This is a genomic window from Umezawaea sp. Da 62-37, assembly GCF_032460545.1.
Classification (GTDB): domain Bacteria; phylum Actinomycetota; class Actinomycetes; order Mycobacteriales; family Pseudonocardiaceae; genus Umezawaea.
The window spans coordinates 8132376-8157190 of the sequence record NZ_CP135965.1 but is presented as its reverse complement, the minus strand read 5'-3'; the positions used below and the strand labels follow the sequence as shown (position 1 = coordinate 8157190).

27 protein-coding genes and 1 tRNA gene are annotated in these 24815 nt (G+C 68.0%); 12 read left to right on the top strand and 16 right to left on the bottom strand.

All coding sequences use genetic code 11. The features are described 5' to 3' along the window. Positions 1 to 132: 132 nt before the first annotated feature. The 8 genes from der to RM788_RS37700 all read right to left on the bottom strand — a co-directional run bounded on the left by der (position 133) and on the right by RM788_RS37700 (position 6576). A complete protein-coding gene (der, locus tag RM788_RS37735) occupies positions 133 to 1584 on the bottom strand; it encodes a ribosome biogenesis GTPase Der (RefSeq protein ID WP_315924179.1) in 1452 nt (483 codons plus the stop codon). Further along, positions 1581 to 2240 (bottom strand): lysophospholipid acyltransferase family protein, encoded by a 660-nt coding sequence (locus tag RM788_RS37730; RefSeq protein ID WP_315924177.1) that lies wholly within the window; start codon positions 2238 to 2240, stop codon positions 1581 to 1583. The genes der and RM788_RS37730 overlap by 4 nt, the downstream gene beginning before the upstream one ends. Next, positions 2237 to 2947 carry a (d)CMP kinase gene (gene cmk, locus RM788_RS37725; protein ID WP_315924176.1) on the bottom strand — a complete coding sequence of 237 codons (711 nt, stop codon included), beginning with the start codon at positions 2945 to 2947 and terminating at the stop codon, positions 2237 to 2239. Before cmk ends, RM788_RS37730 begins: the two co-directional genes overlap by 4 nt. Positions 2948 to 3070: 123 nt before the next feature. Further along, positions 3071 to 3751, bottom strand: a complete 681-nt coding sequence (locus tag RM788_RS37720) for an SDR family NAD(P)-dependent oxidoreductase (protein ID WP_315924174.1) — start codon at positions 3749 to 3751, stop codon at positions 3071 to 3073. Between the two features lie 79 nt (positions 3752 to 3830). After that, positions 3831 to 4511 (bottom strand): SDR family NAD(P)-dependent oxidoreductase, encoded by a 681-nt coding sequence (locus RM788_RS37715; RefSeq protein ID WP_315924172.1) that lies wholly within the window; start codon positions 4509 to 4511, stop codon positions 3831 to 3833. A 68-nt stretch (positions 4512 to 4579) separates the two neighbouring features. Beyond that, positions 4580 to 5008, bottom strand: a complete 429-nt coding sequence (locus RM788_RS37710) for a MarR family winged helix-turn-helix transcriptional regulator (RefSeq protein WP_315924171.1) — start codon at positions 5006 to 5008, stop codon at positions 4580 to 4582. A 42-nt stretch (positions 5009 to 5050) separates the two neighbouring features. Then, entirely contained in the window at positions 5051 to 5413 is a 363-nt protein-coding gene (aroH, locus tag RM788_RS37705) for a chorismate mutase (RefSeq protein WP_315924170.1), read from the bottom strand. Positions 5414 to 5427: 14 nt separating this feature from the next. After that, a complete protein-coding gene (locus RM788_RS37700) occupies positions 5428 to 6576 on the bottom strand; it encodes a DUF1015 family protein (RefSeq protein ID WP_315924167.1) in 1149 nt (382 codons plus the stop codon). A gap of 57 nt (positions 6577 to 6633) precedes the next feature. Between RM788_RS37700 and RM788_RS37695 the strand changes: the two genes are divergently transcribed. The 3 genes from RM788_RS37695 (at position 6634) to RM788_RS37685 (ending at position 9583) form a co-directional block, all read left to right on the top strand. After that, complete coding sequence (locus RM788_RS37695) at positions 6634 to 7116, top strand: cation:proton antiporter regulatory subunit (protein ID WP_315924165.1); 483 nt, start codon at positions 6634 to 6636, stop codon at positions 7114 to 7116. Between the two features lie 6 nt (positions 7117 to 7122). After that, positions 7123 to 8310 (top strand): cation:proton antiporter, encoded by a 1188-nt coding sequence (locus RM788_RS37690; RefSeq protein ID WP_315924163.1) that lies wholly within the window; start codon positions 7123 to 7125, stop codon positions 8308 to 8310. Between the two features lie 100 nt (positions 8311 to 8410). Continuing rightward, a complete protein-coding gene (locus tag RM788_RS37685) occupies positions 8411 to 9583 on the top strand; it encodes a S8 family serine peptidase (protein WP_315924161.1) in 1173 nt (390 codons plus the stop codon). 310 nt (positions 9584 to 9893) lie between these two features. Here RM788_RS37685 and RM788_RS37680 read toward each other — a convergent pair whose 3' ends face one another. Continuing rightward, complete coding sequence (locus tag RM788_RS37680) at positions 9894 to 10508, bottom strand: TetR/AcrR family transcriptional regulator (protein ID WP_315924159.1); 615 nt, start codon at positions 10506 to 10508, stop codon at positions 9894 to 9896. 103 nt (positions 10509 to 10611) lie between these two features. Here RM788_RS37680 and RM788_RS37675 point away from each other — a divergent pair, with 103 nt between their 5' ends. The 5 genes from RM788_RS37675 (at position 10612) to RM788_RS37655 (ending at position 14591) form a co-directional block, all read left to right on the top strand. Then, a complete protein-coding gene (locus RM788_RS37675; RefSeq protein ID WP_315924158.1) occupies positions 10612 to 11757 on the top strand; it encodes an acyl-CoA dehydrogenase family protein in 1146 nt (381 codons plus the stop codon). A gap of 27 nt (positions 11758 to 11784) precedes the next feature. Further along, on the top strand, positions 11785 to 12546 hold the full coding sequence (locus RM788_RS37670; protein ID WP_315924155.1) for an SDR family NAD(P)-dependent oxidoreductase: 762 nt from the start codon (positions 11785 to 11787) through the stop codon (positions 12544 to 12546). An 80-nt stretch (positions 12547 to 12626) separates the two neighbouring features. Beyond that, on the top strand, positions 12627 to 13160 hold the full coding sequence (locus tag RM788_RS37665; protein WP_315924153.1) for a 3'-5' exonuclease: 534 nt from the start codon (positions 12627 to 12629) through the stop codon (positions 13158 to 13160). Positions 13161 to 13173: 13 nt separating this feature from the next. Further along, entirely contained in the window at positions 13174 to 13749 is a 576-nt protein-coding gene (locus RM788_RS37660; RefSeq protein WP_315924151.1) for a TetR/AcrR family transcriptional regulator, read from the top strand. 62 nt (positions 13750 to 13811) lie between these two features. Then, positions 13812 to 14591, top strand: a complete 780-nt coding sequence (locus tag RM788_RS37655; protein WP_315924149.1) for an alpha/beta fold hydrolase — start codon at positions 13812 to 13814, stop codon at positions 14589 to 14591. A gap of 923 nt (positions 14592 to 15514) precedes the next feature. Here RM788_RS37655 and RM788_RS37650 read toward each other — a convergent pair. The 4 genes from RM788_RS37650 to RM788_RS37635 all read right to left on the bottom strand — a co-directional run bounded on the left by RM788_RS37650 (position 15515) and on the right by RM788_RS37635 (position 18064). Next, a tRNA-Leu gene (locus tag RM788_RS37650) sits at positions 15515 to 15591 on the bottom strand. A gap of 96 nt (positions 15592 to 15687) precedes the next feature. Then, complete coding sequence (locus tag RM788_RS37645) at positions 15688 to 16233, bottom strand: hypothetical protein (protein WP_315924147.1); 546 nt, start codon at positions 16231 to 16233, stop codon at positions 15688 to 15690. A 47-nt stretch (positions 16234 to 16280) separates the two neighbouring features. Beyond that, positions 16281 to 17042 (bottom strand): helix-turn-helix domain-containing protein, encoded by a 762-nt coding sequence (locus RM788_RS37640; RefSeq protein WP_315924145.1) that lies wholly within the window; start codon positions 17040 to 17042, stop codon positions 16281 to 16283. A gap of 515 nt (positions 17043 to 17557) precedes the next feature. Further along, positions 17558 to 18064, bottom strand: coding sequence for a hypothetical protein (locus RM788_RS37635; protein ID WP_315924143.1), 507 nt, complete (start codon positions 18062 to 18064; stop codon positions 17558 to 17560). A gap of 160 nt (positions 18065 to 18224) precedes the next feature. Between RM788_RS37635 and RM788_RS37630 the strand changes: the two genes are divergently transcribed. Further along, positions 18225 to 18581, top strand: a complete 357-nt coding sequence (locus RM788_RS37630; RefSeq protein WP_315924141.1) for a hypothetical protein — start codon at positions 18225 to 18227, stop codon at positions 18579 to 18581. Between the two features lie 1294 nt (positions 18582 to 19875). Here RM788_RS37630 and RM788_RS37625 read toward each other — a convergent pair. The 3 genes from RM788_RS37625 to RM788_RS37615 form a co-directional block, all read right to left on the bottom strand. Continuing rightward, positions 19876 to 20238: an STAS domain-containing protein gene (locus tag RM788_RS37625; protein ID WP_315924139.1), complete on the bottom strand. Its 363-nt coding sequence runs from the start codon at positions 20236 to 20238 to the stop codon at positions 19876 to 19878. A gap of 114 nt (positions 20239 to 20352) precedes the next feature. Then, positions 20353 to 20493: a hypothetical protein gene (locus RM788_RS37620; RefSeq protein ID WP_315924137.1), complete on the bottom strand. Its 141-nt coding sequence runs from the start codon at positions 20491 to 20493 to the stop codon at positions 20353 to 20355. A 129-nt stretch (positions 20494 to 20622) separates the two neighbouring features. Then, positions 20623 to 21396 carry a GntR family transcriptional regulator gene (locus RM788_RS37615; protein WP_315924135.1) on the bottom strand — a complete coding sequence of 258 codons (774 nt, stop codon included), beginning with the start codon at positions 21394 to 21396 and terminating at the stop codon, positions 20623 to 20625. 158 nt (positions 21397 to 21554) lie between these two features. Between RM788_RS37615 and RM788_RS37610 the strand changes: the two genes are divergently transcribed. Genes RM788_RS37610 through RM788_RS37600 form a run of 3 tightly spaced genes read left to right on the top strand, consistent with a single transcriptional unit; the run spans position 21555 to position 24418 of the window. Next, positions 21555 to 22010 carry a hypothetical protein gene (locus RM788_RS37610; RefSeq protein WP_315924133.1) on the top strand — a complete coding sequence of 152 codons (456 nt, stop codon included), beginning with the start codon at positions 21555 to 21557 and terminating at the stop codon, positions 22008 to 22010. After that, positions 22007 to 24187, top strand: coding sequence for a P-loop NTPase family protein (locus RM788_RS37605; RefSeq protein WP_315924131.1), 2181 nt, complete (start codon positions 22007 to 22009; stop codon positions 24185 to 24187). Before RM788_RS37610 ends, RM788_RS37605 begins: the two co-directional genes overlap by 4 nt. Positions 24188 to 24193: 6 nt before the next feature. Continuing rightward, on the top strand, positions 24194 to 24418 hold the full coding sequence (locus tag RM788_RS37600; RefSeq protein ID WP_315924130.1) for a hypothetical protein: 225 nt from the start codon (positions 24194 to 24196) through the stop codon (positions 24416 to 24418). Positions 24419 to 24815: the final 397 nt, after the last annotated feature.

Sequence of the window (24815 nt, the reverse complement as noted above, 5' to 3'; positions counted from 1 at the left end):
TGGGAGATCGTTAGCTAGTACCTGAAGTTGTGGGTTTTTGGTCAACTTTCGTCGTACCGGTGAGTAGCCGCGGACGAAGTGCCGGAAAAGCAACGAGCCCCTGCCGGAGCAGGGGCTCGTGGGGGACATCAACTAGTGCTTGCCGGACTTGCCGCCGCCGGACTTGCTGCCTGCCTTGCCGCCGAAGCTGCGCTTCTCGCGTACGCGGACGGAGATGCGGACGGGACTGCCGGTGAAGCCGAATTCCTCGCGGAGCTTGCGTTCGATGAAGCGGCGGTAGCCCGCCTCGAGGAAGCCGGAGGTGAACAGGACGAAGGTCGGGGGCCTGGTGGCGGCCTGGGTGGCGAAGAGGACCTTCGGCTGCTTGCCGCTGCGGACGGGCGGTGGGGTGGCGGCGATGAGGGCGGTCAGCCAGGAGTTGAGCCTGCCGGTGGGGACGCGGGTGTCCCAGGAGGCCAGCGCCGTGCGGAGGGCGGGGGCCAGTTTGCGGACGGCGCGGCCGGTGAGGGCGGAGATGTTGACGGTTTCCGCCCAGGGGACGCGGACCAGGCCGCGTTCCAGCTCCCTGACCATCTCCTTCCGGCGGTCCTCGTCCACCAGGTCCCACTTGTTCATGGCGAGGACGATGCCCTTGCCGGACTCGACGGCCATGGTGAGGACGCGGAGGTCCTGTTCGCTGATGGGCTCGCTGGCGTCGAGGAGGACGATGGCGACCTCGGCGGAGTCGATGGCGGCCTTGGTGCGCAGCGAGGCGTAGTACTCGGCGCCGCTGGCGAAGTTGACGCGCTTGCGCAGTCCGGCCGTGTCGACGAAGCGCCAGACCTCGTCGTCCAGTTCGACGATGGTGTCGACCGGGTCGACGGTGGTGCCGGCGACGGAGTCGACGACGGAGCGGTTCTCGCCGGTCAGGCGGTTGAGGAGGCTGGACTTGCCGACGTTCGGCTTGCCGACCAGCGCGACGCGGCGGGGGCCGGTGACGGGGTTGAAGTCGTCGCGCGGGGATTCCGGCAGGGCCTTCAGGATCTCGTCGAGGAGGTCGCCGGAGCCGCGACCGTGCAGGCCGCTGACGGGCCAGGGCTCGCCGAGGCCCAGGGACCAGAGGGACGCGGTCTCGGCCATGAGGCGTTCGTCGTCGACCTTGTTGGCGACCAGCAGCACCGGGCGCTTGGAGCGCCGCAGGATCTTGGCCACGGCCTCCTCGGTCGCGGTGGCGCCGACGGTGGCATCGACGACCAGCAGGATGACGTCGGCGGCGGCCATGGCCAGCTCGGCCTGCTCCGCGACGGCGGCCTGCAGGCCGGTCGCGTCGGGCTCCCAGCCGCCGGTGTCGACGACGGTGAACTTGCGGCCGTTCCACAGCGCGTCGTAGGCGATCCGGTCGCGCGTCACGCCGGGCACGTCCTGCACGACCGCCTCGCGGCGGCCGATGATGCGGTTCACCAGGGTCGACTTGCCCACGTTCGGCCTGCCGACCACGGCCAGCGTCGGCTGCGGGACCGCGGCCTCCTCGCCGTCCTCGCCGCCGTCACCGTCGAAGCCCGACCAGTCGGACTCGTCCGTCCACGTGCCGTCCAAGTCCGTCACTTTGCTTCTCCACTCACACTTCTGTCGCGAAAATCGTCCAGTTCGGCCACCAGGGTGGCCAGGCGGTCGCGCACCTGTTCGGTGGCAACGTCGAGAGCCTGTTTTCCCTTCCCAGGGGGCAACTCGAACGGCTCGCCGACCAGCACGTCGACCACGGGCAGAAAACGGCGGGACGTGCCCGCCGGGCGCAGCGTGCCCCGGCACGCCACCGGCAGCACGACCGCGTTCGACGACCGGGCCAGCCACGCGGCGCCGTGCTGCGCGTCCGACACGTCGCCCGCGCCCCGCGTGCCCTCGGGGAAGACCCCGATGACGCCGCCGGCGCGGAGCACCTTCAGCGCGGCGAGCAGCGGCGCCCTGTCCGGCACGCCGCGGCGCACCGACAGCTGGCCGATCTTCCGCAGGAACCAGCCCAGGGGTCCCGCGAACATCTCCTGCTTGACCAGGAACACGACCCGGCGCCGCAGGAAGCCGAACAGCAGCGGCCCGTCCGCCATCGAGCTGTGGTTGGCCACGACCACGACCGCGCCGGTCGACGGCACCCGGTCACCGCCGTGCACCCGCACGCGGAACGGCAGCGCATAAGGGTACCGCGCGATCCACCTGCCGAAATCCGTCCACCCCGCCGACGCCCCGTCGGGGAGCTGATCGGTCACCTGGTCACCCGGTCCGCCACCCGGAGGCCGCGCTCGTCGACCAGGTCCAGCAGTGCGGCCACGGTGCCCGCGAGGTCCAGCGACGTCGTGTCGACCTCGACCGCGTCGGTGGCGGCCCTCAGGGGCGACACCGCGCGGGTCGAGTCGTAGGTGTCGCGGCGCTGCACGTCGGCCAGCGTCGCGTCCACGGTGACCACCCGTCCGGCGGCGGTGTCCTGCCTGGTGCGGCGCTGCGCGCGCGCTTCGGCGGACGCCGTCAGGTACACCTTCAGCTCGGCGTCGGGCGAGACGACGGTGCCGATGTCGCGGCCCTCGACGACGATGCCGTCGGCCTCGGCGATGATCCGGCGCTGCTCGGCGACGAGCAGTTCGCGCACCTCGCCGACGGCGGAGACGGGCGACACGGCGAGCGTCACGTCGGCGCCGCGGATCTCGGCGCCGACGTCCCTGCCGTCCAGCGTCGTGGTCGCGTGCGCCGGGTCGGTGCCGAGTTCCAGCCTGCACGCGCGGGCGATCGAGATCACCCGTTCGGTGTCGAGCGGGTCGACGCCCGCGCGGAGCACGGCCAGCGTGACCGCCCGGTACATCGCGCCGGTGTCCAGGTACCGGGCACCGAGGATCGCCGCGAGGCGGCGCGCCACGGAGGACTTGCCGGTGCCGGAAGGCCCGTCGAGGGCCACCACGCCACGCAGCTCACCTTGTCCCACCGCGACTTCCTCCTGTTGTCGATTGGGCGCGGGCCGATGTTCCCCCGTGCCCGCGCGCTTCCCATTGTGCCTGGTGCGGAGCGTCACGCCCGCACCAGGCGTGGTTAGCCCCCGAAACGGTCCCTAATCCTTGCCGCCGTCCACGTACAGCTCCTGCCCGGTGATGCCGGAGGCCTGCTCGGAGCAGAAGAACAGCACCGCCGCGGCGACCTCGTCGGCCGTGGCCAGCCGTCCCAGCGGGGTGCGCGAGGCCACGTCGTGGACGTGGTCGGCGAACTCCCCCGTCGCCACCCCGGTGCGCTCGGAGGCGATGAGGCCGGGCACGACGACGTTGACCGTCACGCCCGTCGGGCCGGCGTCCCACGCGAGGCTGCGCGCGGCGGCGTGCACCGAGCCCTTGGAGGCGGCGTAGGCGCTGAGGCCGGGGATGCCCGCGCGCACGACGGCGCTGGACAGCAGCACGACCCGGCCCCAGCCCGCGGCCCTCATGCCGGGCAGCGCGGCGCCGACCAGGTCGAGCAGCCCCTCGGTGTTGGCGCGCAGCGCCGTCCGCCAGCCGTCGGCCGGGTCGGACCAGGCGAACGCGTTGTGCACCAGCACGTCCACCGGGCCGACCGCGTCGAGCAGCGCGGTCGCGGACCCCGGATCGGCCAGGTCGAACGGTTCGGCGCGGACGCCGAGCGCCTCGACGCGGGCGCGGTCGTCGCGGTAGGTCGCGACGACGTCGTACCCGTCCTTGACCAGGGCGGACGTGATCGCGGCGCCGATCCGGCTGGCGCCACCGGTGACGATCGCCTTGCGCACGAGCCACTCCGTTCACGGGGTCGGACGCCTCCAACGGTACTCACCCGGAAGAGGCGTCCGGTCACCGCCGGTGAACCGATCAGTCCTTCCCGCCGTCCACGAACAGCTCCTGGCCGGTGATCCCGGAGGCCGCCTCGGAGGCGAAGAACACCACCGCGGCGGCGACCTCCTCGGGGGTCGCGAGCCTGCGCAGCGGGGTGTGCGCGGCCACGTCCGCGACCGCTTCGGCGAACGCGCCGGTGACGCCGTCCAGGCGCGCGGTCGCGATGAGCCCCGGCACCACGACGTTCACCGTCACGCCCGAGGGCCCGCCGTCCCACGCGAGGTTGCGCGCGATCCCGTGCAGCGCCCCCTTCGCCGCGCCGTAGGTGTGCCGCCCCGGCATCCCGCCGCGCACCAGGCCGCTGGACACCAGCACCACCCGGCCCCAGCCCGCCGCGGTCATGCCCGGCAGGTAGGTGTCGACCAGCGCGAGGGTGCCCTCGACGTTGGCGCGCACCGAGTGCCGCCAGTCCGGGCCGCGGTGGGGCCACACGACCGCGTTGTGCACCAGCACGTCGACCGGCCCGGTGCGCGCGAACAGCTCCGCCGCCGCGTCCGGGTCCCCCAGGTCGAACCGGTGCGCGGTCACGCCCGACGCCTCCGCCCGTTCACGTCCTTCGTGGTAGGTGACCACGACCTCGTACCCCGCCTTGACCAGCGCCGCGGTGACCGCGCCGCCGATCCCGCCCGCTCCTCCGGTGACGATCGCCTTCCGCATGGTCCACTCCTAATTCATAGCCGGCTATCTAAATGGTCACGGGAGAACCCGTCCGAACGCACACCACGTCAGCGGCCGAAACTCCTGGCCAGCAGCACGATCAGCTGCTCGCGCTCATCGGCGCCGAGCCCCTGGCCGAACTCCTCGTCGACCCGCCGCCACATCTCCTCCACGTCGCCGCGCACCCCGAGTCCGCGCTCGGTCAGCACCACCCTGGTGACCCGACCGTCCGCCGGATCCGGCTCGCGGCGGACGAACCCGTCCGCCTCCAGCCGCCGCACGGTCTTGGCCACCGTCGGCTGCTCGACGCCGAGCCGCGCCACGAGTTCGCGCTGGCTCAGCCCGTCCTCCCGCCACAGCTCACCGAGCAGGTGCTCCTGCCCCGACGAGAGGTCGAGCTCGGCCATGCGCCGCCCCATGCGGACGCGCATCTCCTTGAACGCCAACAGGAGTTGGTACACGTCGGCCGCCTGGAAGCGCTCACCGGGAGAATACATAGCCGGCCATCCTTTTGCGAACCGCCCGTGGTCGTCGAGCCGTCAGTGGTTCAGATCGGTGCGCAGACCCGCGGCTCCGCGCAGGTAGACGTGCTTCACCCCGTCGCGGGGCAGGTCGGTCTCCACGTGCGCCATCAACCTGATCACCCTGGGCATCGCGCCGGGCACCGCGATCTCGGTCGCCGACAGCAGCGGCACGTCGGCCAGCCCGGCCAGCCGCGCCGCGTAGGCCGGGAACTCGGACACCACGTCCGGTGTCGTGGTGAGGATCACGCTGATCAGGTCGTCGGTGCTCAGGCTGTTGCGCGTCAGGACCTCGCGGACCAGCTCGGCTGTCGCCTCGAGCACCTGGTCCCGGTCGTCCGCGTCGATCTGGGTCGCTCCGCGAATCGCTCGTACCGCCATCCGGCCGACTCTAGTCAAGAGAGGTCCGCGAGCAGCAGGCCGCTGCGCGGTTTGGGGGTGAAGTAGGTGCTCTTGCGCGGCATCCGCTCCCCCGCCGCGTGCACGGCCAGCACGTCGGCCAGCGGGACGGGCGCGACGAGCAGCACGGCGTCGGCGGCGGCCGAGCGCCACCGGTCGTCGACGACCGGGCGCACGCACGGCGACTCGGGGTCGAGCCCGAGGGCCTTCTCCAGCAGCACGGACTCGACGGCGGCGTGGTCGATGCCCGCCGCGGGCAGTTCGACGCGGAGCACGCGGTCCGGGCACACCACCACGACGACTCCGGGCTCGGGCGGTTCGACCTCGGCGAGGTCGTCCACGCGCAGTCCGACCGCGCGCCAAGCCGTGGCGAGGTCGTCGGCGGTGAGGCCGGTGTCGACGAGCGCGCGGTGGATCGGGCCGATCCGCAGCGCGGGTCCGGCGGTGATCAGCGCCAGCAGGCCGCTCAGCCCGGCGGCGGCCGCGGCGGCGACCCGGTGGTTGCCGTCGGCCACGAGCAGCGGGTGCGCGCCCGCCGCGTCGAGCAGCGCGTCCTGGCGCGCGCCGGGACCGACCAGCCAGAGGCGGTGGCGCCGTCCGCCCGAGTCCACCAGCGACACCGCGGGCTCGGACCCGAACTCCGCCCGCAGCAGCGAGGTCAGCTCGTCGTGCGGGGCGACGGGCACGAGCATCGCGGCGCTGGTGGCCACACCGAGCCCGGCCAGGACGCGGGCGCGTTCGGCCACGACCTCGGGGTACACCTGCTCGCTGTGCCGGACGCGGGAGAACCCGTCGGCGTCCACGGCGGCGGGGTCGACCATGCACAGCAGGCCGCACGCCGTGCCGTCCGGACCGTCCACCCAGTACGGCGCGACCACGTCGGCGACCGGCGCGTACGACCGGCGGACCAGCTCGGCGAGCGCCGCGCGGGCCACCGGGAGCGCGTCGACCAGGCTCGACCCGGCTGCCAGCGCGGCGGGCGTGCGGTGCGGGTGCTGGACCGCGAGCAGCGTGCCGCGACCACCGTCGGGCCCGGCCAGCGCGCGGACCACGCGGTCCGGTTCGGCGAACTCGTCGACGTCCGGACCGGGGACCCGGTCGCGAACCACCCATCCACGTCGCACCGGCTGGAGCCATCCCGTCATCCGGGCACGGTACTGCGACCGGGGGTTCGATCATCGAACGTAAAGTAAGCTTTAGTCATGAACGTCGAGGTGACACCACTACCTGGCATCGGCACCCGCCAGGACTTCATGATCCGCGCGGATCGCCGGATCGGGGTGATCACCTACCGCGACGGCAAGTTCGAGCTCATCGTCTCGAAGACCGAGGACCCCGACGCGTGCATGGCGTCCATACCCCTGACCCCCGCGGAAGCGGGCACGCTGGCGGGTCTGCTCGGCGCGCCGCAGCTGGTGGCGCACCTGGAGAACCAGCACAGCGAGGTCACCGGGATCGACACCAAGCAGTTCCCGATCGTCCCCGGCTCCCGGTTCGACGGCAAGGAGCTCGGCGACACGCAGCTGCGCACCCGCACCGGCGCGTCGATCGTCGCCGTCGTGCGCGCCGGCACGGTGCACCCGTCGCCCCGGCCCGACTTCGAGTTCGCGGGCGGTGACCTGGTCGTGGTGGTGGGGACGTCGGACGGACTCTCATCCTCCGCAGACATCCTGGGTGGTGGCTGAGCACCCGTGCACACCACAGCGATCGCACTGATCCAACTCGGCGCGGTCTTCTTCGGTCTGGGCCTGCTCGGCCGCGTGGCGTGGAAGATCGGCATCTCCCCCATCCCGCTCTACCTGATCGGCGGTCTGGCCTTCGGGCACGGCGGCCTGATCCCGTTGGACGGCATCGGGGAGTTCACCCACCTCGCCAGCGAGATCGGCGTGGTCCTGCTGCTGTTGCTGCTCGGCCTGGAGTACTCGGCGAGCGAACTGGTCACCGGGCTGAAGAAGTCGTGGACGGCCGGGCTGCTCGACATCGTGCTGAACGCGACGCCGGGCGCGATCGCCGGGCTGCTGCTGGGCTGGGGCCCGGTCGGCGCGCTGGCGATGGCGGGCGTCACCTACATCTCGTCCTCGGGGATCATCGCGAAGGTCCTCGGCGACCTCGGCCGCCTCGGCAACCGCGAGACGCCGGTCGTGCTGTCGGTGCTGGTGTTCGAAGACCTGGCGATGGCGGTGTACCTGCCGATCCTGACCGCCGTGCTGGCGGGCGTGAGCTTCTTCGGCGGGCTGAGCGCGGTGGGCATCTCGCTGGCCGCGATCACGGTCGTGCTGGTGATCGCGCTGAAGTACGGCCGGTACGTGTCCGCGATCGTGGACTCGCCGGACGCCGAGGTGTTCCTGCTCAAGGTGCTGGGGTCGGCGCTGCTGGTGGCCGGCATCGCCTCGCAGCTCCAGGTGTCCGCCGCCGTGGGCGCGTTCCTGCTGGGCATCGCGATCTCCGGGTCCACCGCGGAGAACGCGACCAGGATGCTCGAACCGCTGCGCGACCTGTTCGCGGCGATGTTCTTCGTGGTGTTCGGCCTGAACACCAACCCGTCGTCCATCCCGCCGGTGCTCGGCGTGGCCGTGGCGCTGGCCGTGGTGACGACCCTGACGAAGGTCGCGACCGGCTGGTGGGCCGCGAAGAGGCAGGGCATCGCCAAGATGGGCCGGGCCCGTGCCGGCGCGGCGCTGGTGGCGCGGGGCGAGTTCTCGATCGTCATCGCCGGGCTGACCGTGGCCTCCGGCGCGGTGGACGAGAAGCTGGCCGCGCTGGCGACGGCGTACGTGCTGCTGATGGCCGTGCTCGGCCCGGTCACCGCGCGGATCGTCGAGCCGGTGGTCGGGATCGTGCGCAAGCGCCGCGGCGTGCGCTCCACGGCAACCGCCTGAACCCCTTCGGCATCCGGGTGAAGCCCGGTATCCAGGCCGGTGGCGGCCTCTCACTACTCGCGTAGGAAGACCGCCGCCACCGTCCCCGAAGGGGGTCGTCATGTCACAGCCGACGAGCGCCGAAACGACCGGTCGCTATCTGGTGCTCCTGGAAACCGGTTCCACCGCGGCCGGCGTCCGCGAGCTGGACCGCGTCGCGGGCATCCAGGTCGCGAGCACCGCCGACACCGTCGCCGAGCAGATCGCGAGCTCGGACGGGGTGATCTTCCACGAGCTGGGCATCGCGCTCGTGGAAGCCTCCCCCGACCAGCTGCCCGGCCTGAACCGCGCGGTCGACGAGCCCGGCCCGGTGCTCGCCGTGGAGGCCGAGCGGGTCGTGCACGCGATCACGTCGGCCGACACCGGCACCGACGTGTCCGCCGTCGACGAGAGCGCGTTCACCTGGGGGCTCCAAGCCGTCGGGGCGAACCTCAGCACGGCCACCGGCAAGGGGATCCGGGTCGCGGTTCTGGACACCGGGTTCACCGTCGCGCACGCCGACTTCGCCGGCCGCGTCGTCACCACCAGCTCGTTCGTCACCGGCGAGACCGTCGACGACGCGCACGGCCACGGCACGCACTGCGTCGGCGTGTCCTGCGGGCCGCGCAAGCCCGCGACGGGCCCCGGTTACGGGGTCGCGCACGAGGCGGAGATCTACGCGGGGAAGGTGCTCGGCAACAGCGGGTCCGGCAGCGACGGCGGGATCCTGGCGGGCATCGAGTGGGCCATCGCGAACGGGTGCGCGGTCGTCTCGATGTCGTTGGGCGCGGCCACGCGGCCCGGTACGCCGCATTCGGTGATCTTCGAGCAGGCCGCGTCGCGGGCGCTCGCGAAGGGCACGTTGATCATCGCGGCGGCGGGCAACGAGAGTCGGCGGCCCGGTGTGGTCAGCCCGGTGGGGCATCCGGCGAATTGCCCGTCGATCATGGCTGTGGGTGCGACCGATGCGCAGGGGGCGTTGGGGTTCTTCTCGTGCGGGACTGTTGACGCTGTCGGGGCGGTGGATGTGGTGGCGCCCGGGGTGGACGTGTACTCGAGTTGGAATGCGGCGCCGGGGACGAAGAGGTTGCAGGGGACGAGCATGGCGACGCCGCACGTGGCGGGGGTGGCGGCGTTGATGGCGGAGAGGTACGGGGCGCGGGGGTTCGAGTTGTGGGCGAGGTTGGGGCAGACGGCGCGGAGGTTGCCGTTGTCGTCGACGGATGTGGGGGCGGGGTTGGTTCAGGCGCCTTGAGGGGGCTTGAAACTGGGGGTGGGTGTTGTGGTTGTTGGTGGGCTGGTCTCTCGACGCCGGGTATCGGTCCCGTCGTTCTCCGGGTACGGCCGCGTTCGCCGCCGTCGTGGTTGGGCGGTCCGCCGGTCGTGCGGTCGTGCGGCAGGTCGGCTTGGTCTTGCGGTCAGGCAGCAGGTGGATGGCTGCGCCGTCGTGGTGGTGGCCGTGGGCGGCGCTGTCGTAGCCGGCTCGCCGATAAAAATGTCGTACCCCCTGCGTACCCTCGGACTCGGGGGGTCTCACGAACAGGGGACGCCTGGTTCCGCGTGGGTCACGGGGTGCGGAGCATGCGTAGGACGAGGTCGGCGTAGAGGGTGCCGATCTGTTCTGGGGTGCGGGTGCCGTCGGGGTGGTACCAGCGGGCGATGTCTATGCAGAGCGACAGCACTGCCAGTGCGGTGCCCTTGAGGTCGGGGACGGTGAAGGCGCCGGTTCCGACGCCTGCCTCGACGAGGGTGCGGACGTGGGTTTCGATTTTGCGGCGGAGTTCGGCGACCACGGCGTGGTGTTCCGGGGAGAGGGCGCCCAGTTCGTACTGGACCACGCGGGCGGTGGTGCGGAATTCGGCGTGCCAGCGGGCGAACGAGGTGACGGTTTTCGCAAGGCGGTCGACGGGGTCGGGGTCCTGGACGGCGGTGAGGACCTCGAGGGAGCGTTCGTGGCCGATCTTGCTGATCTGGAAGAGCAGGTCTTCCTTGGAGCGGTAGTGGATGTAGACCGCGGCCGGGCTCATGCCCGCCCGCGCCGCGATGTCGCGGGTGGTGGTGGCGTGGTAGCCCTTGTCGGCGAACGCCTGGGCGGCGGCGATCAGCATCCGGCGGGCGGCGTCGGGGACCACGTCGTGCCACGACTGGTCGAGCAGGGCGTACTCACCCAGGCTGGTCATGTGCCCTCCGCGATCGTGTTGACAGGGGGTCGGATCGTACTGCAATCTAAGCGCGCGCTTATCTCTAAGCAACCGCTTAGTATGTCGTTTTGAGGAGGCTTTCGTGCAGCGGACGCTGTTCGACGCGGATCACCACGCGTTCCGGGAATCGGCACGGGAGTTCGTCGACCGCACGTTGCGCCCGAACTACGAGAAGTACGTGGAGCAGCGGTTCATCGACCGCGAGGCGTGGCTGGAAGCGGGCCGCCAGGGGCTGCTCGGCCTTGAGGTGCCGGAGGAGTACGGCGGCAGCGGCGCGGGCGACTACCGGTTCAACGCGGTGTTCGGCGAGGAGCTGTGCAAGCTCAGCGCGGGTGTCGCGTCGTGCATCGGGATCCACGGCGACGTGGTCGCGCCGTACCTGGTGGACCTGTGCACCGAGGAGCAGAAGCAGCGGTGGCTGCCGCGGTTCTGCTCCGGCGAGATGACCACCGGCATCGGCATGACCGAGCCGTCGGGCGGGTCCGACCTGGCCGCGCTGCGCAGTGTCGCGGTGCGCGACGGGTCCGACTGGATCCTCAACGGCTCCAAGACGTTCATCACCAACGGCTACTCGGCCGACATGATCATCGTGGCCGCCCGCACCTCCCCGGAGAAGGGCGCGAAGGGCATCACGCTGTTCGCGGTCGAGACCGGGATGAAGGGTTTCGAGCGCGGCCGCAAGCTCGACAAGGTGGGCCAGCCCGAGTCGGACACCGCGGAGCTGTTCTTCAGCGACGTGCGGCTGTCGGCCGAGCAGGTCATCGGCGAGGTCGACCGCGGGTTCATCTACATGATGGAGCGGCTGCCGCAGGAGCGGATCGGCGGTGCCATCTCGAACCTGGCGCACGCCGCGCAGATCCTGCTGGAGACCATCGAGTACACCAAGGAGCGCAAGGCGTTCGGCCAGTCCATCGGGTCGTTCCAGGCCAACAAGTTCCTGCTCGCCGAACTGGTCACGAAGGTCGACGTCACGCAGGCGTTCCTGGACCAGTGCACGCTGGCGCACACCCGCGGCGAGCTGACCGCCGTGGACGCGGCGAAGGCGAAGTACTGGAGCGCGGACGTGCAGAACGAGGTGCTCGACGCGTGCGTGCAGCTGCACGGCGGTTACGGGTACATGACCGAGTACCGGGTCGCCCGCGCCTGGATGGACGCGCGGGTCACCAAGATCTGGGCAGGATCCAACGAGATCATGAAGGAACTCATCGGTCGCGACCTCGGCCTGTGACCACCCACCCGGAAGGGCTTTGCTGACATGGGAATCCTCGACAAGTTCCGCCTCGACGGCCAGGTCGCCATCGTCACCGGCGCGTCCTCCGGCCTCGGTGTCGCGTTCGCCAAGGGCCTCGCGGAGGCGGGCGCGGACGTCGTGCTCGCCGCCCGCCGCGCGGACCGGCTCAAGGAGACCGCGCAGCTGGTCGAGGCCACCGGTCGGCGCGCGCTGATCGTGCAGGCGGACGTGTCGCTGCCCGAGGACTGCAAGGCCGTCGCCGTCGCGGCCGCCGGGTTCGGCCCGGTGTCGGTGCTGGTCAACAACGCCGGTGTCGGCACGGCCGTGCCCGCGTCGCGCGAGACGCCGGAGCAGTTCCGCGGCGTCATCGACGTGAACCTCAACGGCGCGTTCTGGATGGCGCAGGCCGCCGCCGCGGTGATGAAGCAGGGCGGCTCGATCATCAACATCTCCAGCGTGCTCGGGCTGATGTCCGGCGGGCTGCCGCAGGCCGCGTACTCGGCGTCGAAGGCCGCGCTGCTCGGTCTCACCCGCGACCTGGCCGCGCAGTGGAGTTCCCGCAAGGGCATCAGGGTCAACGCCATCGCGCCCGGCTACTTCGCCAGCGAGATGACCGACACCTACCCGGACGGCTACCTCCAGGCGCACCTGGCCCGGATGCCGATGTCGCGCATGGGCGACCCGGAGGAGCTGGCCGCCGCGGTCGTCTTCCTGGCCTCCGCCGCGGGCGGGTACGTCACCGGCGCCACGCTCGTCGTCGACGGCGGCGTGTCGATCGGCGGCTGACGGATTCCTCGTGGAGAACCCCGCCCTCGCGCGGGGTTTTCCGCTTTTCGTCCGATGTGGACCCGTGCGACGATCCGGTTGTGAAACTGGACACGATGCTCGTGGTCGACGTCGAGGCGACCTGCTGGGAGGGCGACCCGCCGCCCGGCGAGACGTCGGAGATCATCGAGATCGGCGTGTGCGAACTCGACGTGGCGTCCGGTTCGCGCGTCGGCAAGCACAGCGTCCTGGTGCGGCCGGAACGGTCTTCCGTCAGCGACTTCTGCACCTCGCTGACCACGCTGACCGCCGCGCAGGTGTCGTCGGGCCTCCGCTACCCCGACGCGTGCCGGTTGCTGCGCAAGGACTTCCGCTCGCGCGACCGCGTGTGGGCCAGCTACGGCGACTACGACCGCAAGCAGTTCGAACGCCAGGGCGACTACCCGTTCGGCCCGCGGCACCTCAACGTGAAGACGCTGTTCGCGCTGACCAGGAACCTGCCGCGCGAGGTCGGCCTCGCCGAGGCGCTGGACCTGGCCGGGCTGCCGTTGGAGGGCACCCACCACCGCGGCGACGACGACGCGTGGAACATCGCCGCCCTGCTGGCCGGGATCCTGCTTTCCGCGCGGCGGTAGGTAGGCTTCGCCGGTGAGCAACGCCACCGTCCCCGAGCGCCTGATCGGCGCGGCCACCGAACTGTTCGCGGCCAAGGGCTTCGACCGGGTGGCGGTGCAGGAGATCGTGGATCGCGCCGGTGTCACCAAGGGCGCGATGTACCACTACTTCGACTCCAAGGACGACCTGCTGCACGAGATCTACGGCAGCGTCCTGCGCATGCAGACGGCCCGTCTGGAGGAGATCGCCGCGGGCCCGGAGCCGGTCGCCGAACGCCTGCACGCCGCGGCGGCCGACGTGATCGTCACCAGCATCGACAACTTCGACCAGGCCAAGGTGTACTTCCGGTCCGCCGACCACCTGGCCGAGGACAAGCGGCTGGCGATGCGGGCCGAACGCCGGAACTACCACGAGCGCTTCCGCGCGATGGTGGAGGAGGGGCAGGCCGCCGGGGTGTTCCGGGCGGACGTGCCCGCGGACCTGACGGTGCACTACTACTTCGGCTCGGTGCACCACCTCGCCACCTGGTACAGCCCGGACGGGCCGCTGCCCGCGAAGGAGGTCGGGCGGCACTACGCCGACCTGCTGCTGGCGTCCCTGCGACTTTAGTCGCGGACATCCGCGCCGTTGCGGGGATCCGCGGCGGCGTCGGCGCGTGGCAGGATTCCGCGATGACGGTCTTCGTGAACGAATCGGGGCCGCGCGACGCGCCCGGTGTCGTCCTGCTCCACGGCTTGAGCACCAGCGGCTGGATGTGGCGCGAGCAGGCGGCCGCGCTGGTCGGTGACCTGCACGTGCTGATCCCGGACCTGCCGGGGCACGGGCTCAGCAACGACCACCCCTGGGTCTCCCTGTCGGACACCGTCCGGGTCGTCGCGGACGTCATCGCCTCCCGGACACCCTCGGGCCGAGCGCACGTCGTCGGCCTGTCGCTGGGCGGGTACGTCGCCGCCCGGCTCGCGGCGGACGTGCCGGAGGTCGTGGAGAGCGCGATCGTCAGCGGGGTCAACGTGCTGCCGTTCCCGCACCCGGCGGTGATGCGGTTCGCCGGTCGCGTGATGGCGCCGTTCGCGACGTCCACCCCGGTGCTGCGCGCCAACGCCCGGACGCTCCGCGTGCCGGAGGAGGACTTCCAGGCCTACCGGGCCTCGGCGCGGACGATGGCCAAGGGGACGATCGGGCGCGTCACCGGCGACGTGATGGCCTTCCGCGTCCCGGCGGCGGCGGGCGCGTCGCCGTGCAGGCTGCTGGCGGTGGCGGGCGGCGACGAGAACGAGCTGATCATCCGGTCGCTGCCCGAACTGGCCGCCGGGTTCGCCTCGGGCTCGGCCCGGATCGCGCCGGGCACGGGGCACGCGTGGAACGGTGAGGCGCCGGAGCTGTTCACCGCCATGATCCGCGCGCACATCGCGGACGCGCCGCTGCCGGAGGGGTTGCGGGCGATCGACTGAGAACGCCCGCGATTCCGGATGGCGAACGCCCCTGACACCGGAAAGCCGGAATTGTCGGACCCGCGAAGTAGCGTCGAATCCGGGGGCCCATCCCACGCGCCGGTAGGGGGTATTTGGGTACCTAACTGTGACCTGCGGCGATGGGCCTAAACCGACCGATGGCGGTCTAGACGAGCGCTAGAGGCCTAGAACGTCCTAGGGGCCCGCGAGACTGTCCATGTGCACCTTGACGTGGCGCTTAGAGGTTCTAGACCGCTAGGCCGTGAGTGGAACGTCTGGAGCGCCCGCAGGCGTGTGGAGGGTCCTGGGTGGGTATCGCCCGTGAGACAGCCCTACCGGGGCGCGGCATGCCACGGTCAAGCGTCTAGCAGAAAACCGAGGAAGCCCCCGCCTATTACGCGTAGGCGGGGGCTTCTTGTCGCACCAGCACCACACAAAACCGCAGTTCCCGGCAGAATGCGTTACATAGACGTCATGCGCCGCATTCGAGGACTAGAAGGCAGACTTAGTTGTTACTTTGTTGCGGCCATCGCGCTTGTTCCCGCGCAGGGGCACCGGACTTGGCAACATGCGACCCGGAATGACCTTCTTTTTCTGTACAGAATTTTCCTGTGGTTGGGTCGGCTTGCAGGCAAAGGCGATCAGTCAAGATTCAGTTCCTTTGATATGAACCACATGCCGCGCAATGTCGGCCGATATAAGACAGGATTTGCCAAGTGATCTTTGACTATGTGGCCGATGTCGGATCTTTCACGGAGATACCTTCTCAATGTGTCTCGATGAAGGAATAGGAAACCTTCCAATTCCTTGATGGTCCACCATTTGTATGGGCTTTCCATCATTAAGCGCAACAAGATTTGTTCGTTATGCGCCCGCAGGGTCTTCGGGTCCACCGCGACCTCGCTTTCATTTTCCGTAGCCCCTGGTGCCCCCGGCAGGAATCGAACCTGCACTAAGACGCTTTTAAGGCATCCGCCTCTGCCTGTTGGGCTACGAGGGCTGGGCCCGGACAAATGTGAATGGTCCGGTCCGCTTAGGTGTCGAGGTGCTCTATCTCGGCAAGTTGTTTTTCCATCAGTGGGACGAACTCCCGTAGTTATTCTTCCTGCGGCTTCCTGCGTTCCTGCGGTGACCTGAATTTGGCGTCTACCTGCCGTCGGATCACGTTGACCTGAATCCGATATTCACGATTAGCGGCATGTCGCACGCATGGGCTCAATTTGTTGATGCCGTCCGTGGTGATCTTGAAACGCGGATTCCGGAAACGCCCGATGGGATCGATGCCATCATGGATGACTGTCATGGAACCTTCTTGGATCAATGGTTCCAGATGTTTTTTGACCGTGCTCCGGTGCAATCCTGTGCACTGCATCAGGTCACGGTAATTCCATTGGCGCTGAGGAAGCACAATAAAGGGAACGGCAATGCGGGCCGTCATGGATATGCTTACATCGTTGCCGGCCGCTTTAGCCGACTCCTCATCCAAGGGGAGGACTGCGCGCGGGTAGACCCTTTCCTGTGTTCGCTGTTCAATCGATTTGAAGGTCACGCCTGCTTGTCGCAGTCGCTTCCTTATAGTTCCTTCGGAACAGCCGATCTTTCTCGCCATGCGGCGAACAGTCTCACCCTTGCGCTCGTACATGCGTTTCAGCGTCTGATCGTCAGACAGCGGGACCGTTTTTTTCGTGTTCATGTTGTGGACTGCGCTTCAAACTTGTGTGCCGCACCGGCTTTCGGTGTGGGTCCATGCCAACGTCCGGTTCGGCCTCGCAGTGTGGTTCCTGCTTCGGTAAGCATCTTTTTGACCGTATTGAAAGTGCCTACCTCTGGGTTCACCAATTCGGTGATCGTGGCCCCGGCCTCGTATTTCTGCCTTAGTGTGGCTGCAAGTTCGCGGCGTGCCGATGTTTGTGCAATCGACGGGAATCCGCGTCGGCGGATTTTTCCACCTGCTTCGATAATCATCTTGGTGACGGTCGTCCGGTTGCTGCCCGCCGATTCGGCTATGGTTATCAGCTTTTCACCGGATTCGTAGCGGGTCCGATAGTAGAGCCCCTGTTTCGTGTGCTTTTCGGGGTCCGGGCGGTGACCGCGAGGGCGCATAGTGGTGTTTGCTTCACTGAGTAGCACCCGTACGTATTCCTCGGATCCGATGTCAGGCGTGGCTAGGTCGGCCACCCGTGCCCCTGCTTCGTATTTTTGTTTCAATAATGCGGCTAGTTCATGTCGTGGAAGCGGGTGAGCGTGCTTTCTGCTTGTGGTGCCGGGTCGTACGTCCCCTCCGGCTTCCACGATGAGTTTCCTCGCGAATCCTCTTGATATACCGATGGCAGAAGCGGTTTTCGTGATGGATTCGCCCGCTTCGTAACGCGTTCGGATTTTCATCGCCAATCGCGCCCGCGAGTCAGGGTCCAGGTGACAAATGCAGAGCTTCTCTTGTTCTTTCGTCATCGAGCATTACTCCGAGACTTCGTTACCACGCTATTGTTCCCATGTGCCCGCGGGCTCTTTATTACCTGTTTTACTGACGCGACCGAGGTAGAAGGACTGCCGTCTTTTGCGTGCGCACTGGTTCGATTATCCGACCAGGATACGGTTACGAGTAGAAGCGGAAGTCCACTGTTTTCCTGGCGTTGGATCCGACTGTTGTTGCGACCGTGGGTTCCGGATTGCGGCAATGGGTGCAGCCGCCACATTCCCTGCTGAAAGTCTGCCCGGCTCCGCTGTTGGAGTGGTGGGTGCGGCTGATCCGCCCGTTTCCGTCGCAGGTCATGACATTGTGTCCGATCACGGGATAAGCGCGCGGTATGGTGATCGTTCCGCGCGTGGCGCTGTACGTCCGCCTGCCAATTCGACGGAATTGATACCGTCCGATGATGTCGTAATGATCGACGAGTATTGAAGACCAGATGATCACAGTCATTGCGGAGGTGAAGATTATTTCTGGGGTGATTACCATGAGGGTCCTAATCGATCTTGTTGTTTCTCTCTTCTGATTCGCGTGCGTTGAGCGCCCGTGCACATTCGCCGAAGATCACACAGTCGCCTATGTCGTCGAGCGCGTGTGCCAGCGGAATGAGTCTTGCCAGCACACGATCGAGTCGACTGAGAAATGGTGAGCCGTCCGGCGAGGTCCAGTGCACAGCGATGTCTTCGGTCTTGTGTCGTGTACACCCGTTCCAGACGCCACAGGATTCGACCGATACGAAATCGGGGTCGTCGGTGACGCACGACAGTTGGACCACGTCGAGGTCTTCCCGTAACGGTGCACGTCCTCGAAAACTCGGCACATAAATGTAATGATGAGTATTCGGTAAAGCCGTCCAGTCTTTCCGTGTGCCAAAGTAGGTGCGCATCGCTTGTGCGACGTCGGGCGGATCGATGCCGGCAGGGCGGGAATTCGGGACGACCGGCCCCATGTTATCGGCGGGTTTCCCGGTAGTCGATAAAGGGATTTTCCGTGGCGCGGCCATGGCTGTTTTCCTATCGATGCGTGCGGACGGCGTGCCGTCCTGCCGCGTGTTCGACGTAGGGCCTGTTCCGTGTTGCCGTCCGGAGTGGAGGGAGCGGAGTAGGCTGTTGTTGTGGCATCCGCGCGGGTGGTAGCCGCACTGTCCTGTCCGGGTCGTATGCGTGCGGGTCTACGGCTTGTCTGTCCTGTTGTTGGGCGTAGTAGTAGCGGACTACCGGCCCGTTGATCTCCACAGGTGGATGACCGCTATTTGTGGGTTCGTCTTCGTGAAGGTCGTTTTCGTATTCGGGTTCGATGTCGTCTCGGACGTCATCCGGGTAATCATCGTGGTCCGGATCGTCGTCACGGGCGGGGTCGTCTTCCGCGTGCCTGCTAGTAGCGCGTTCGATGGTTGCGGTCACCGATACGGCGGAGTCGTGGAAACTGTGGGTATTGCGATGTGGCCGCCCTTGCCATGTCAAGCCCCCGACGAACCCCACGGCAAGGGTGGATACGGCTGCGACGACGGCAAGCCATAAAGAGATCATTTGTTCGTCACCTGTCCCCGTGATCGCGTGTCGGCCACCCTCGCGATAGCGCATAGAACAACTGCGCGGCGAGGATCAGAATCCCGATGATCAACAGTGCGGATTCGAACCCGGTCACGTGATCTCCGGGCGCGTGGTCGAGTCCAGGAAATCCAACCAGCGCACAGCCTCATCAAGGGGGACGTGAGGGCCGTCAGGGCGCAGCGCCTCACCGATCATGATTCTCGCTACTCCTGCCATGACATAGGGAGGGAGAGCGGGTGGGGACGCGGTGGTGGTGCCGTGTGGGACTGCCGGGGTGTCGTCCGGCGGGCCCTGTGAAGGAGTGTCGTTGGTCGTCATTACCGCTCCACATTCGTGGGTGACCGTGCTTGGTCTGTCCGGTAATGACCGTGCCGGATCCAACAGGTGGGTTTCTATATCGACTTCGGTATAGCGCTGGTTACCCATCGCACGACCGGAGGCCGGATGTCCTGGCGTTTTGTCACGCGAATGGTTGAACGTAGTCCACTACGAGTGACTTATTGACGTATAAGCGTGAAGATCGACTATTCCGTCGTGGTATATCCGCTGGTTACAGGGGTATACGCGATTCGGCATAGCCGGTGAATGGTGTGCTCGACCACGATTATGGGAGATGGGGCGGGCCACCCTCTCCCCGCGAAGAGTTCGGGTGGCCCGCCTTGGGAGTGCGGACACCCCCGATGCCGATGGTATCGGGGGTGTCCGTGCTGCGTTCTGTGAACGGCGTAGCGCGTCCCCGGTCGACACGAGGGGCGGTGATGACACATGAGTGCCGATCGGGTGGGCGACACGGGACGCGACGACGCGGAAAGGCTTGGTGTGCAAGGAAATCAGAGCCACGGTGATGGAGTGGCATGGGACTGGGACCGGATGGTTGTGCCGCGTCCGGTCCGTCCGGGTGAGGCTGCGGGGTTGGTGGCGCAGTTCCGCGTGTCGCAAGCAATTGCGAACGATGTGGTGGCCGCGTTCAAGAACGCCGGGGTGGCGCACCTGGTGAAGGCGGTGTGTCCCACACTGTCGGATGCGGGTGGCCCTGCGGTGTACGTGTCGTTCACACCGTTGGGAGACATGGTCATGCGGGAGATGGTCAGACGTGGCGTGCTAGTCCCACAGGGGGACGATCGGGGGCCAATACCACCGAAGGGGCACGCTCCACACGCGGCCTGACCGGAGACGTATGGAGCGGGTGGAGTGACGGGGTACGACGGCGTGTCTGGCTGTCGGCCCCGTCGCCGCGTGGTCGCGTCTGAGGCATCCTTGGTCAGGATCGTGGGGCGGATACGCCTACGCCGTTGTTGGCGTCCTCGACTGAGGTGTAGAACCTCACGACCTTCTCCAAGTCCATGAGATCGAGGGCTTGGATAACCCTTTCGCAAGGAACCATCCGAAGGTCGTCAGTGGTGTTGATGATCTTCACCAACCACCGCAGGGCGGCTAGTCCGATGTAGGTGACTCCGGACAAGTCGACCACCAGCGGCAAAGGGTCATCGATCAGGGCGAAATCGGTGGCGACCTTAGGAACGGATCTGTCGTTTAGCTTGCCAAGGATGGTCACGATCACGGCGTCCAGGTTGTAACTGGAACTGATGTCCATGAACGCGGGGCCATCGTATGTCACGGTCATGTCAGCAAGCGCTCCCGTACGTCGGCTGTGCGGTGGGTGATCGCGTCCGACGACAGTACCCGTACGGGTGAAGATTTGGCTAAGCCTGTAACAAAATCTGGCGACCCGATTGGGCTAATGCACAGGCTTTTTTTTGACGCCGATTATGTAGACGTGGATGTCCCGGCTTGCTTGCAGCACCATGCCTTCAGTGGATGCCAAACCTAGTTGTTTCAGCGCCATATGCTCTTGCCCGGCCGCTACGTACTTGGCCACGTGGCTCCCGTCTAGGCCTTGGCGTTGAATCATCGCAATGAAGATGCTATCAAGACGTTGATATCAGCGACCAACCGTGGCGATCTGCGGATGCCTGGTGCGGCGAACCCCAGGCACTTATCCCGCAAGTCAGACGTTCATATCCGCCAACGCGACCGCAAGAGGGATCTCCACCTGTGTGTCATGAGCTGACGTGCGGGTTTCCTCCACCGCCAGTACGGCCCCGGTGGCGGCGTTGCGGGTGACGCGACGGATGACGTACAGCAAGCCGCCCTCGGGGATGCGCAACGCGGCGACGTCGTCCGGTCCGGGGACGCGGGCCCGGACGTAGTCGGCCCATCCGAGTGTGTGACCGGCGCTGGCAAGGATGCCGTAAAGCTCTTGTGGCGTAACGAAAGGGTTCTCTTCCAACGCCGGTACCTGTGCGGCGGTTGTCAGGGGGATGTAGAGCCGGTGGGCTTGCCTGCGGCCGGCGGGATCGGCCAACAATCGATCATGGACGAACACCGGTGAATGCTCCGCGACTCCCAGTGTCAGGGCGAGGTCTGCGGTTGCCTGGTCGCGGTACTGGGAGGGTTCGCCGATGTCGGTGGTCCCGTCGGTGGCCACGTCGGTGACCGTGCCATCGGGTTGGGTCACCAGTGCGCGGGTGTGGTTGTGGGTGGGGCGGTCCACGTTGGCGCGGACGAATGAGCCCTTGCCGTGGTAGCTGACGATCCATCCTTCGGCCCGGAGCTGGGCGACCGCGTTGCGCACGGTGCCGCGTGACAGACCGAACTCGACGCCTAGTTCCGCTTCGCTGGGGATGGGTGCGCCGGGGGCGAGTTCGCCGCCGGCGATGCGGTCGCGGAGTGTCTGGGTGAGTGCGGCGACCTTGGTCGTTGTCTCGGTTTTCGCGGCCATCCGGGTTACCTCCGTGGTCCGTGTGGTCGTCCCGACCTGCGGGTTCGTTGTGCCGGTCCCCATCAACCCACAGATATTGACCGCCTGTCAATACGACTCGTTCAAACGAGTGCTTGCACACTCACCGGACCGTGTGTTCTACTCGTATGGCAACTCGTATGAACGAGTTGTACCGACGAGTGAAGGGCACCACCACTGTGGAACGCATCGACCAGCTAGCAGCACGTCTCTCCCACCTCGGATACCTCGGGGAGGAGTTGGAACAGCACGCGGACCGACCGGGGTCCGGATGGGTCTTCCGGCAGATCGCCAGGGAAGCCGCACGCGTCGCGGACATCGCGACGGAGTACACGGGTGAGCACGAGCGGGCCCGCGCCTACCTCGACGCGACCCCGGCCGCACCGATCGAGGGCTACGGCCCCAACGGGTTCGGCCCGGAAGGGGCCGCCGGCATCGGCCCCATGCCCGTGGCGGTGACCACCGTGCGGGTGGCCGCGACAGTCGACGTGGCGGACTTCGTCCGCGCCGTCGATGGCGTCATCGACGGCCACCTGTCGCAGGCGTGGCCGGCGCGAGGTCCGCGCATCGACGCCGGGGCGGGTGATGCCCGTTGAAGACCCTCGACAAGGTTCGGGACCTCGGGTCCCGCGCACGAACACGGGCGCTGTCGTGGGTCCAGGCGGTCACCGACATCTACGCCCTGGTGCTCACGGCCGTGGTGGTGTGGGTGACCGAACGGCCCCGACTGTTGGCCGTGATCGTCGCGGTAGGCCAGACGTGGAACCGTTGTGCCGCAACGGTTATGCGGGTCGTCCGGTGGTCCGGGTGGGCGGTGGCCGCACAGGTCACCGCCCGCACGGTCCGTGCGATCCGGCGGTGGGTGTGGTCACGCACCCGCCAACCGGTGTTGGACGCGGCGGGGTGGGTGCGCCACCGCGCGCCCGCCCTGCTGTGGCAGGGACTGCGGATCGTCGCCCGCCACGCTCCCCGTGTGGCGTGGTGGGTGGCCACCCGGGCGGGCATCGGCGGGTGGTGGGTGCTGTCGCGGACGTTGCGGTGGTGCACCGCGATCACCGACTACGCCGATCTTGTCCGGCAGGTGCGTGACGACCAGCGGCACGGCACCGCGAAACGCCTACGCAACGAGTGGACGCGGACCGCACTGGTGCGGTCCGCGGTGACCCTGATCGTGTCCGCGGTGACCTCCGTTCTGGCTGTGAAACTGGCGGAAAAGGCAGGTCAGGGCGTTGTCATCGCGGTAGTGGTCGCGGTGTTCGCGGCGATCGGTCACGTGGTGCGGCCGGCACCGATCCTGTCGGCAGTCCCCGACCTGATCGAGGACGGGGCGGGCCCGGAAGACCCGTACCCGTTGGCCGATGCGCACACCCGTGCGGAAGCGGCGGACTGTGTCGCCCGTGCCCTGCGGGCGGAAGGGGTCGCGCTGCGGATGGCCGGCGAGGCCGTGCGGGAACGGTGGGGGTGGACGGTGCCCGTGGTGCTGCGCAAGGGCACCCCCGCCGCGATCGTGGGCAAGGCCGCCGATCTGGAAACCACCCTCGACCTCCCGGCAGGCGGGGTACTGGCGACGGCGGACCGGACACGGCGGGCCCGGGTGGTGCTGCGGTTGGCCGAACGGGACCCGTTCGCCACGTTGCCGCCGGCGTTGCGGCGTGCGCCGGGGTCGGTGTCGATCCGGGACCGGCTCACCGTGGGCGGGTGCATCGACGGGGCCGACCTCGCCCTATCCCTGTTGGGGGTGCACGGGGTCGTGATCGGCAACAGCGGCGCGGGCAAGACCGGTGCCCTGCGGTCGATCGCCGACGCGCTCACCGCGTGCCGCGACGCGGTGGTGTGGGACCTCGACCCCGCCGGGGTCGGACAAGCCCCCTTGGCACCCGCACTCGGACGGATCGAACGCACCCGTGCGGGCATTGAGGACGCGTTGGCCGACGCGTTGGCCTACGCCGAAGTACGTCCCCGCCTGATGCCGCGATTGGGCATGTCCGGGGCGGACTGGGTCGTCAGCCCGGAACACCCCGCCGTGGTCATCCTGGTGGACGAGTACTCCCGGATGTCCGACACCGCCAAAGCGTCGGCCGTGGAGTTGCTGAGGGTCGGCCGCAAGGCCCGGGTATCACTGATCCTCGCCGCCAGCGAGGCCACCAGCGACACCCTCGGGGACGCCATCGCCGACACCACGGCGTTGAAGATCCTCCTTCCCTGTCGCGGCACCGATGTGCGATTGGTGTTCGGGCAGGGACGGGCGGCGGAAGGGTGGCGGCCCGACCGGCTCAACCCCGCCACCGCCGACGACCCGCAGGACGCCGGACGCGCCTACGTCGACGCGTTGCACCACCGCGAACCACTGCTGTCGAAGTTCCGGACGGTGGACGACACCGAAGCCGCCACCCGGGCGGCTGAGAGGGCCCCACACCGCCCCCAGGTCGACACGGCGACCCTGGCGGGTGCGCGGGCGCTGCGGCACCCCATACCCGCACTGGGCCCCGGAACCGGCACGTCGGCAGGGGGCACGGTGGTGGACGTGGATCGGCGCACGGTGGCCGATGTACTGGCCGTGTTCGGCACCGACGACCGACTGTGGACCACGGAAGTCCTCGCCCGGTTGTCCACGATGGACGACCGGTACACGGGGTGGACCGCCGATCGACTCTCCACGGTGCTGCGTCCGCTGGGCGTCACGCCCGGACAGGTCTGGCGCGATGGCCGCAACCGCAACGGCTACACAAGCGCGGCGATAGCGGCGGCGCTGCACAGCGGCGGGGGGAGGTGACACAACATGCCCACCGACCTCACACAGGCCGTGTCGATCGGCGTGCCGTTCCTGCTGGTGCTGCTGATCGCCTACCTGGTCAAACACCGCAAGGTGAAGATCATCGGCGTTCTGATCGGGTTCACCCTCGGAGTAGCACTCGCGGGCACCCCGATCGGGACCACGATCGCCGGCGCGATCGTGCAACTGATCGTCTCCGCGATCAACGGCATAGCCGGACTGTTCACCTGACCCGCCTCAGCGGGTCGGAAAGGAGGTGATCACACACGAATGACCGGACCTGACACCAGCACGACACCCGGAGGTGACACCGACCGGAGCGACTATCTCAGCGACGACGAACGAGCGGGAATCGCCTACTGGGCGGAGATATGTGCTCAACGACCACCGATGACACAGGAACAAGTCCAGGACGCGGCACTGATCCTGCGAGCAATCGCCGACCGCGACACCACCCCCTAGGGTCATCACCGCCGGCACCCGATCCGTCCCCCGGATCGGGTGCCGGTTTCGTGTGTCCCTCACACCACGTCTTCGAGCGACATCCGGGCTACTCGCTGTAAACGGGCCGTCACCAGCGCTAATGTGGAGCACAGACCACGCGTACCGGGCGCGCGGACCAGGGACC